Here is a 9,176-nt window from a genome sequence, read left to right on the forward strand (position 1 = left end):
CGCCTCCGGTCTCCACCCCGGCGCGGGCACGGCTCGACCGACGGCTGCGCGTTCCGCCGCCGAGGACCCTGAACCCTCGGATCTGCCTCCTGTTGCCGCACCGCTGCGGGAGGAAGCCCGTCTCGGCAGCGCCGACACCTCTGCGGGCCTCGAGCGGCAGGGCCAGGTCACAGAAATGCCGGGTGCCGACCTGCCGCGCACTGTCAGGGTTGCCACGGGAGCGGGGCCCGCCGATCGCCGGCTCGGGCTCGGCCGGCCCGTTGCCCGCCGGCCCGCTGGTGGGTCCGAAACCAGTGGTCGGGGCTTCGGTGATCGCGCATCCGGGGGGCCGGATCCGGTGGTGCGGCCTGCCACGCACCCGATCGGCGGTGGACCGGCTGGCGGCTCGCCGGTCACACTCCCGAAGTCACCCGCCTCGCCGCCTCCGACCTCGGTCGCGCGCCGCCCGGCCGTCTCGGGTACCCACACCCCGGCTATGCCGGGTGCGGGTCCTTCACCGGTCCGGTCCGCCGACGGTTCGCCGCCGCCCTTCCCGCTGCCAGCCGATGCGCTCTCGCCTGGCCCGACAGCACAGGTTCCCACCTCGGTTTCGCGGCCGAACCCACCGTCGCCAATACCAGCGCCGGCAACGGCGAGGCTCTCGGTGGGACGTTTCGCGCTCGGTGCGCCACGCGCACTCGCCAGCTCCACGGATCCGGAGGCGTCGGCGAACCGGCCGGAGGGCCGGCCGGTCGGCCAGGCACCGGAGCGGTCGGCATCGTCCGTTCCGGACCGGTCCGGGTGGCCTGCGACCGACCCGCCGGGTCTGCCGGGGCATGGACCGTCGTCGACTGGCGATGCGGTGCCGGCCCGCCCTGCGCCGTCGGCCGGTGGCACGCCGTCGGTGGGTGGCACGCCGTTGGTGGGTTCCGGGACGGCGGTCGTGGACACGGCCTCGGGCGAGAGGTCGTCCGGCGTTCGGGTGGCGTCCAGCGTTCCGGCGGACAGCTCCCCGCCGGCCGGGCGGGACCTCCCGGCGCGGACGGCGACGGTCAGCCGGGTGTTCCGGGCGGCCGGTGCTGGCACGCTGAGGTCGGCCGCTGGGCCTGGAGCCGATCCGGCCATTGCTTCCAGGCCGTCCACGGCTTCTGGTCCAGAGCCGGTCGCGGTCGTGCTCCGTGCGGCGGGACCAGGCCTGCCGAGCCGGCGCCACCCCTCGGTGGCGAGCCTCGCCGTCCCGGCCCTGGCCACCGCAGCTGAGCGGCCCGCGCACGGTCCCGGCGCCGGCTACAGCGCCAGCCTCAGCGTCGCGCTCGGTGCAGGTCTCGGTGCAGGTCTCGGTGCAGGTCCTGGTGCTGTCCGCGGTTCTGCTGACGAGGCGCGGGTCGGTGCTGGGGCCGACCTGGCCGGCATGCTCGGGTCGAGAGATCTCCGTGTTTCTCGGTGGACGGGCGCCGCGCCGCGGCGCCTCACGGTGTCGGGGTCGGCGAGGGGGCGGTCAACGGTGTCGGCCGGCCCGGTGGCTCCGGCGGTGGAACGGGTGTCGGGGAGCCCGCCGGGGCCACGATGGCCCGCGGCGGACATCGGGCCGGCGCCTGCCGGGGTGATGCGGGATGCCGACGGGGGGTCGGCTGTCGCGTCGCCTCCCGCGGTCACCTCGTTCAGCGCGTCGGCGCCGGCGGCCGTGGCGGAGCCCGCGCTGGTGCCTCCGACGGTGCCCGCGACGACGGGCCGAGGGGGCGTGGCGGCCGGTGCCGATCCGGTCCCCGACGCCGAGCTCTCCGGGTTCGCCGAGCGGATCTACGAGCATCTTGCCCGCAGGCTGCGCGCCGAGCTGCTCGCCGACCGGGAACGTCGTGGCCTGTTGGCGGACCCGCTGTGACGCGGCCTGCTGGCGGACCCGCCGTCACCGGGCGCGCGGCTGGCGGACCAGCCGCGACGAACAGTCCCCCTTCCAGGCCCGGACCCGCCAACGGACTGCGTTTCGACGTCACCATCGGCGCCTTCGAGATCGGTGCCTTCATCGCGATCGAGGGCCTGGAAGCCAGCTACGAGGTGAAGACCTATGACGAGGGCGGGCAGAACGGTTTCCAGCATCAGCTTCTCGGCCGTGTGCACTACCAGAACGTCAAGCTGACCCGGCCGATCGACGCCGACAGTCGCAGGCTCAGTAGCTGGTTCAGCGCCTTCCAGCGAGAGGCCCACGGCAACCCGACCACCGCCACGATCACCGCGTTCGACGACAACCATCGGTTGGTCGCGGAATGGACGCTGGTCAACGTCTGCCCGGTGCGCTACTCCGGCCCGCGGTTCTCCGCCGCCGATGCCAAGATCGCAACGGAGACGCTGGAGTTCGCGCACCAGGGTTTCCAGCTGACCTGGCCGAAGGAGTGATCCTGCCATGACGGCGAACGAGAGCTTTGTCAAAGCCGGCCTGTGCGAACAGCGCGACCACAGCAAAGCGGTGGTCTTTCATTTCAACCCGTCCACGATCAAGATCGCGAAACGGGCGGAGTACCGCGAACAGCCGACGCAGGCGGCCAAGCAGTCGGCGCGCCCCGCGTTTCTGGGCGCACGCGCCGTGGACCTCCAGTTCAGCCTCCTGCTTGATGCCCGCGTCCGGCGGCGCCCGAGCGTGATGACGGAGATCCAGCAGCTGCTGGACTGGACGAACCCGACCCAGGCCTCCCGCGAGGGCTCGTCGCCGAGCCCGCCGGTGCTGATGTTCACCTGGGGCGAGTTCAGGATCGGCGGCGCCGGGCAGTTCGTCGGCCTGCTCAGCAGCGTGGACGCGACCTGCACCCTGTTCGCCCCGAACGGGGCACCCACCCGTGCCGAGGTGGCGCTGGCGATGAAGGCCGCTCCGGAGGAGCCCAAGCGGACGAACCCGTCCTCCGGTGGGGTGCGGGCGCACCGCGGCCACCGGGTGGTCGCGGGCGACACACTCGCCGCGATCGCTCACCACACCTACGGTGATCCTGGGCGTTGGCGGGCGATCGCGGAGCTCAACGGCGTCGACGACCCGATGCGCCTCGCCGCGGGACGCCGGCTGCTGCTGCCCGAACACGGCGAACTCGGAAGGTTGTGAGCGCGATGCCGCCCGAGACGTACGGCGCGCAGCCCGTCCTCTACCTGGACGGCGCCAAGGTGGCACCGGCGATCAGCGCCGCGATCCGACGGGTCGTCGTCGACAGTGACCTCGCCGCGCCGGACGCCTGCCGGGTGGTGCTCGACGACCCGGGCCGGGAACTGCTGGCCACGGGCGGGTTCGACTTCCGCCAGACGCTCAGGGTCACCGCCCCGCCGGCCGCCGCGCCGGAGGGCGGAAACGCTGAGACGACTCTGTTCGAGGGACGTGTCTACAGCCTGGGTCTGTCCTACGACGAGCGCGGCTCGCACACCGTCATCGTTGCCTACGACAGCTCGTATGCGCTGTTCAACGGCGTCCACACGGCGGCGTACCACAACGTGACGGATTCCGACCTGGTCACGTTGATCGCGCGTCGCCTCGGGATCGCGACCGGTGCCGTCGCCGCGACCTCGGTCGTGCACGATCACGTCGGCCAGATCAACGAGACGTACTGGGACTTCCTGTCCAGGCGGGCCCGGGAGATGGATCATGTGCTGCGGGTACGCGCGAACAGGCTCGAGTTCGGCCGGCCGGTTCCGGCCGACGGGGCGCCGGGTCCTGGTGGTTTCGACAGCACCGACCACCTGCAGCTGACCCCCGGCGGCGACCTGGAGGTGTTCACCGCCCGGGTGACTGCGGCGCAGCAGGTCGCCGAGGTGGAGGTACGCGGCTGGGACGATCGCGCCAAGCGCGAGCTGGTGGCGACCGCCCGGACGGCGACCAGCTCGGTCCGGCTGGCGGACGACCCGGCCACGCTCGGCGCCGGCAACACCGACGCCCGCTTCACCGCCCCGGCCCGGCCGCTGGCGACGCAGGCCGAGTGCGACGCGATGGTCGCCGCGGTCGCGGAGCGGGTCGCCAGCACGTCGGCGGCCGCGGAGGGCGTCGCGCGCGGCGATCCGCGCATCCTCGCCGGTGTCGCGTTCAGCGTGGGCCGGACCGGCGGCCGCTTCGACGGCAAGCTCACCGTGTCGCACGCCGAGCACATCTTCGACCATTCCGGCTATCGCACCCGGTTCACCGTCAGCGGTGGGCATGACCGGTCGCTGCTCGGGCTGGTGGCCGTGGGCGGTGGGGCCCGGGCTGGCGGGCCCTCGATTCCCGGCGTGGTGCCGGCGATCGTGTCCAACATCAACGATCCGGAGTCGAGGGGACGGGTCCGGGTGAAACTGCCCTGGCTGTCCGCGGACTACGAGACCTACTGGGCGCGGGTGGCGGTCGCGGGTGCCGGCGCCGACCGTGGCCTGCTGGTGCTGCCGGAGGTCAACGACGAGGTGCTGGTCGCTTTTGAGCAGGGCGATCCGCGCCGGCCGTTCGTTCTCGCCGGCCTCTACAACGGGGTCGACGGGCCACCGTTCGGCGGCGGCGTCGACACCGCCGCCGGCACCGTGGTCCGGCGTGGTCTGCGGACCCGCAAGGGCCACGAGATCATGATCAGTGATGCTGACGGGGACGAGCATGTGGAGATCCGCACCCAGGGCGGCAAGGTGCGGATCCGGCTCGACCACGACGCCGGCGGGCTCACCATCGAGACCGACGCGGACGTCGAGGTCCGGGCCGGCGGAAGCCTCGCGATGACGGCCGACCAGGATCTGACGATCTCCGCCAGGGGCACCGCGACGCTGTCGGCGGACGCCGGCATCACGTTCAGCAGCCGTGCCGACATCACCGTGCAGGGAAATCCGATCAAGCTCAACTGACCCGGCGACCCACGACCCGATCGATACGATCATGAATGAACGGAGGTGGCCCGGTGGGCGCTCCTGCCGCCGTTGCCGGCGACCAGATCACCGGGGTGTGCGCGATCCATCAGGTGCCCGGGCCGACCGGCACGCCGGTTCCCTCGCCCGCCCCGCTTCCCTTCGCCGCGCCACTGGTCACCGGACTCGCCGCCAGCGTGCTCGTCGGCGGGCAGCCGGTCGTCGTGGCTTCGTCGGCGGGAACGAACACGCCGCCACATGTGGGTCTGCACGTCTCCGACCCGTTTGCGCTCCCGACCGCGCAGCAGGGCCAGGTGCTGGCCGGCAGCGTCACGGTGCTGGCGGAAGGGCGGGGCGTCGCCTACTCAGGTTGCATGGTCGTCCAGTGCGCCCAGGTGCCGGCCACGATCGTCGGTTCGGGTACGAGCGTGCTGGTGGGGCCATGACAACGCGACCGGACGGGCAGGTCGGCAGCAGGGCGGTCGTGCCCGGCGAGGTCGAGATCTCCGGCGTTCCCGCCGTGGCGGGCGGGTTCCTCGGGGTCGGCTGGCGGTGGCCGGTGGCCGTCGACGCCACCGGCTCGTTCGCGATGACCGACGGCGTCGCCGAACTGGAGCAGGCGATGTATCTGATCCTCAGCACGACGCCGGGGGAACGCCCGATGCGCCCGGAGTTCGGGTGCCCGCTCGCCGACTACGTGTTCGCCCCGGCCGACTCGACCACCGCCGGACTGATCTCCTATGAGGTGGTCCGCGCGCTCGGCCGCTGGGAGCCGCGGATCGACGTGATCGACGTCGAGGTCATCCCGGATGCCGTCGAGTCGACGCTGTGGATCGACATCGCCTACCGGGTGCGCGGCGACTACGACCGGCGCAACCTCGTCGTGCCCTTCTACGTGATCCCCGACGACGAGGCCGCCCCATGACACTGCCGGCACCGAACCTCGACGACCGGACCTTCCAACAGCTCGTCGACGACGCGAAACGTTTCCTCGCCGACCGCTGCCCGACGTGGACGAACCACAACGTCAGCGATCCGGGGGTGACCCTCGTCGAGACCTTCGCCTGGATGACGGATCTGCTGCTCTACCGGCTCAACCGGGTACCCGACCGCAACTACGTGCGGTTCCTCGATCTCGTCGGGGTTCGGCTGTTCCCGCCCGTCGCCGCGCGCGCCGAGGTCTCGTTCCGACTCTCCTCGCAGCAGGACACCACGGTGCGTATCCCGAAGGGCACCGTGGTCTCCACCCGACGCACCTCGACCGAACCGGCCATCGAGTTCACCACGATGGCCGACCTCGACGTGGTGCCGGCGCGTTCGGTGCGGGTCGCGTCCAGCGTGGATGGCGAGACGCTGCGTGACCACACCGAACAGCTGGGCTTCGGCTCGGGGTTCGCCTGTTTCGACGAGCGGCCGAAGGAGGGCGACGCACTCTACGTCGGTCTCGACCGCCCGGCGCCGTCGCTGATCATCCTGCTGCGCCTCACCTGTACGGTGAGCGGCCACGGCATCGACCCGGACCGGCCGCCGCTGGTGTGGGAGGCCTGGGACGGCGGCCGCTGGCGGCGCTGCGCGCTGGAGCAGGACACCACCAACGGTCTGAACACCTCCGGCGTGATCGAGCTGCACCTGCCACGAGACCACGCCGTCCGCGACGTCGGCGGGATGTCGGCGGCCTGGCTGCGCTGCCGCGTCGTCCGGCGGCGCGGTGTACGCGACTACCGGGAGTCGCCGCGGATCGTCTCGGTCGTCGGGGCGGCGATCGGCGGCGATGTCGACGCGGTCCACGGCGCGCAGGTGTCCGGCGAGGTGCTCGGGGTCGCCGAGGGGGTGGCCGGGCAGGCCTTCGCGCTCGGGCAGGTCCCGGTGCCGACGACGTCGGAGCCGATCGTCATCGAGGTGAGCGCGGCCGAGACGGCACAGGGGGCCGCGCCGGCCGCGCTGCCCGCGCACCACCGGTCCGCCTCCGCGCGGGCGGCCGGCGATGGCACCGAGAACGGATGGACGGTGTGGCACGTGGTCGAGTCCTTCGCGGCCAGCGGCCCGGACGACCGCCACGTCACCGTCGACCCGACCACCGGTGAGGTCCGCTTCGGGCCGCTGGTCCGGCTGGCGGACGGATCGGTGCGTACCTTCGGCGCCGTGCCGCCGAAGGGGTCCGTCGTGCGGGTCCGTCCCTACCAGACCGGCGGCGGCCAGGTCGGCAACGTGGTGGCCCGAGGGCTGAACACGCTGCGTACCTCCATCCCGTACGTCGCGGCTGTCTACAACCGGGCGCCGGCCGGCGGCGGTCTGGACGGTGAGTCGGTGCGGGAGGCCAAGGTCCGCGGTCCCCTGGCGCTGCGCCACCGGGACCGCGCGGTGACCGTCGAGGATTTCGAGATCCTCGCCCGGCAGGCCGCCCCGGAGATCGCCCGGGTGCACTGCACCGTCGAGGAGTCGGGCGAGAACGCCGGTGTCGTGCGGGTCCTGCTGGTGCCGCGGGTCACCGACGGCGACGGGCGTCTCGACATCACCCAGCTGATCGTGGACGACCGGACCGGCGAGGCGGTGCGGGCCTACCTCGACGCTCGCCGGGTCGTCGGTGTGCGGGTGAGTGTCGAACCTCCGCTCTACATGGGGTTCACCGTCGGGGCCCGGGTGCGCGCAACCGCCACGGCGGATCCGGACCGGGTGCGCGACGACGCGCTGGGGGCGCTCTACCGGTTCCTGCACCCCGTGACCGGCGGCCCGGATGCCGCCGGCTGGCCGTTCGGCCGCGCTGTCACCGTCGGGGACGCCCTTGGTGTGCTGCAGGCCGTGCCCGGCCTCGCCTACGTGGAGGAGGCCCGGCTGTACAAGGCCAACCCGCTGGACCCGAAGCAGCTGGACCGGGTCGAGCGCCTGGACGTGGCGCCGAGCAGCCTGGCCTTCGGTTTCGGGCACCAGGTGGACGTCGTGGCAGGCAGGAACACCAGCCGGTGAACGCCGGATGAGGGGCGCCGTTGACGGGCTGGCGACGCCGTTCCCACTGGCCGGGGGCGTACCGGGCGCGCTGTTGGGCACCGGCGCGATCGACGGACTGCTCGCTGCGTTCGACGACGTGCTCGCGCCGGTCCTGGCCACGCTGGACAGTTTCGACGCCTACCTTGACCCGGACCTCACACCGAGCGACTTTCTGGGCTGGCTGGCCGGCTGGCTCGGGGTCGCGATAGATGGCCGGTGGCCTCCCGAGCGGACCCGCCGGGTGTTGCGGCAGGCGCCGGAGCTGCTGCGGTGGCGGGGCACGCCGCACGGGGTCGCCGCGGCCGTGCGGGCGCTGGCCGAGGTGGACGCCGAGGTCGTTGACAGCGGTGGGGTGGGATGGTCGCCGAGCCCGCGTGGGCTCGCGCCGGGAGCCCGCGTCCCGATGCTGATCGTCCGGGTGCCGCGCGGCGCGGACCTGCGTGCGGTGGAGACGGCCGTGCAGGGTGCGAAGCCAGCCCACGTACCGCACCGGGTCGAGGTGCGTTAGGACTGTCGGTCCCCTCCACCAGGGAGGGCACGTGGGTCGCCGGCGTCCGGGCCACCGCCGGATTCCTGGCTGTCGATGCCCAGGTCGGCGAGCATCCACTGGTAGCGGACCTCGGCGTGGGCGGCCGCGGCCGGTCTCCCGCCGCGGCGCAGGGCCAGCACCAGCGTCTGCCAGAGCCCGTCCCGGTAGCGGTCGATCTCGAGCCCGCGCTCGGCGTGCCGGACCGCCTCGGCGTGCCGGCCGATCTCGGTGAGCAGCCGGCTGGCCCGTTCGCAGGCCGCGGCGAGTACGGTGCGCAGGCGCTCTCGTTCGGTCAGCAGCCAGTCGGCCGGGGCCCCCGCCGGCAGCACCTCTCCACGGTAGAGGCCGATCGCCGATGTCAGGTATCCGCTCTCGGCCGGGTGGTCGTCGGCGCCGCGGGCTCTGCTCGCCGCGTCGAGCAGCCGTTCGAGCCGGCGGATGTCGTGGTCGTCGTCGTGCGCGAGGGCCAGCAGGTAGCCCTGGCCAGCCCGACGCAGCAGCGCCCGTCGGTCGCGGGGAACGTCGGGCTCGAGCAGGCTACGCAGGGCGCTGATCGCCACCTGCAGACTGTGGTTCGCCCGCGTGGGCTCCGCCTCCGGCCAGATCAGCTCGGTCAGCCGGTCACGGTGCACAGGCCGGCCGGCGTGGACCGCGAGGATTCCGAGCAACTCGAGGTTGCGCGGCTGCACCCCGGCGAGGTCGACCGGCTTGCCGTCCAGAGCCATCTCGAACCCACCGAGGCAGCGCACGGTCAGCCGGCTCGCCTGCGCGCGGCCGGCGACGGACGCCGGGACGCCGGGGTCGGCGGTGGAAGGCGGGACGCCGGGGTCGGCGGCAGGGAGGGAGGGTGCGG

At 73.1% G+C, this 9,176-nt stretch carries 9 protein-coding genes; 8 read left to right on the top strand and 1 reads right to left on the bottom strand.

Features of this window, described 5'->3' with window-relative positions; translation table 11 throughout:
* Nucleotides 1–1,483 precede the first annotated feature (1,483 nt).
* From NBZ83_RS26180 to NBZ83_RS26215, 8 genes are read left to right on the top strand one after another with little or no spacing between them, the layout of a single operon-like run.
* On the top strand, nt 1,484–1,861 hold the full coding sequence (locus NBZ83_RS26180) for a hypothetical protein (protein ID WP_261575992.1): 378 nt from the start codon (nt 1,484–1,486) through the stop codon (nt 1,859–1,861).
* Complete coding sequence (locus NBZ83_RS26185) at nt 1,858–2,373, top strand: phage tail protein (protein ID WP_261569973.1); 516 nt, start codon at nt 1,858–1,860, stop codon at nt 2,371–2,373. The genes NBZ83_RS26180 and NBZ83_RS26185 overlap by 4 nt, the downstream gene beginning before the upstream one ends.
* 7 nt (nt 2,374–2,380) lie before the next feature.
* Nucleotides 2,381–3,067, top strand: a complete 687-nt coding sequence (locus NBZ83_RS26190; protein ID WP_261569972.1) for a CIS tube protein — start codon at nt 2,381–2,383, stop codon at nt 3,065–3,067.
* A 5-nt stretch (nt 3,068–3,072) separates the two neighbouring features.
* Nucleotides 3,073–4,809: a VgrG-related protein gene (locus NBZ83_RS26195; RefSeq protein WP_261569971.1), complete on the top strand. Its 1,737-nt coding sequence runs from the start codon at nt 3,073–3,075 to the stop codon at nt 4,807–4,809.
* A 53-nt stretch (nt 4,810–4,862) separates the two neighbouring features.
* Nucleotides 4,863–5,255, top strand: coding sequence for a PAAR domain-containing protein (locus tag NBZ83_RS26200; RefSeq protein WP_261569970.1), 393 nt, complete (start codon nt 4,863–4,865; stop codon nt 5,253–5,255).
* The gene (locus tag NBZ83_RS26205; protein ID WP_261569969.1) at nt 5,252–5,734 is read left to right on the top strand and encodes a GPW/gp25 family protein; all 483 of its coding nucleotides are present in this window, start codon (nt 5,252–5,254) and stop codon (nt 5,732–5,734) included. The genes NBZ83_RS26200 and NBZ83_RS26205 overlap by 4 nt, the downstream gene beginning before the upstream one ends.
* Nucleotides 5,731–7,773 carry a putative baseplate assembly protein gene (locus NBZ83_RS26210; RefSeq protein ID WP_261569968.1) on the top strand — a complete coding sequence of 681 codons (2,043 nt, stop codon included), beginning with the start codon at nt 5,731–5,733 and terminating at the stop codon, nt 7,771–7,773. The genes NBZ83_RS26205 and NBZ83_RS26210 overlap by 4 nt, the downstream gene beginning before the upstream one ends.
* Nucleotides 7,774–7,780: 7 nt before the next feature.
* Nucleotides 7,781–8,302 (top strand): phage tail protein, encoded by a 522-nt coding sequence (locus NBZ83_RS26215; RefSeq protein WP_261569967.1) that lies wholly within the window; start codon nt 7,781–7,783, stop codon nt 8,300–8,302.
* On the opposite strand, the gene NBZ83_RS26220 is transcribed toward NBZ83_RS26215, so the two are convergent.
* Nucleotides 8,299–9,176: AfsR/SARP family transcriptional regulator (locus NBZ83_RS26220; protein ID WP_261575993.1), on the bottom strand; the 878-nt coding region annotated here is incomplete at its 5' end. The two genes, NBZ83_RS26215 and NBZ83_RS26220, sit on opposite strands and share 4 nt — an antisense overlap.

This window comes from Frankia gtarii (genome assembly GCF_025403375.1).
Lineage (GTDB): Bacteria > Actinomycetota > Actinomycetes > Frankiales > Frankiaceae > Frankia > Frankia gtarii.